Annotated in this window: 1 pseudogene; it reads right to left on the bottom strand. The window is 37.8% G+C overall.

The annotated features are described in order from the left end of the window. A pseudogene (locus tag ACNQ0T_RS23905) lies at nt 1–201 on the bottom strand (tail fiber assembly protein); the annotation flags it as partial. Nucleotides 202–294: the final 93 nt, after the last annotated feature.

Here is a 294-nt window from a genome sequence, read left to right as displayed (position 1 = left end):
AGACAGCTTTTCATCAAAAAAGTTTTTCGGTAATTCATGTGGACTCATTTCAGCAACAGACCCACCTAAGGGAAAGAGTGCGCTAGCATCATGGCTGTAAGAGATAATTAAGCCATCCGGATTAAAAACGATTTTTAATGTATCCCCATTGAAATTAGCTTGCACCTCATACCAATCATTTCCCTCAATATCTTCTAACACTAACGTGGATTCTGGGTATTTAGCTAATAATTTAGGATTGTGACTTCTCTGAAAGTTCTGATATATCATATTCCCCCCTATAAACCGCTGATG

The sequence above is a fragment of the Enterobacter cloacae complex sp.6700776 genome (genome assembly GCF_048284255.1).
GTDB classification, from domain to species: Bacteria; Pseudomonadota; Gammaproteobacteria; order Enterobacterales; family Enterobacteriaceae; genus Enterobacter; species Enterobacter intestinihominis.
This window is presented reverse-complemented; position numbering and strand designations above follow the sequence as displayed.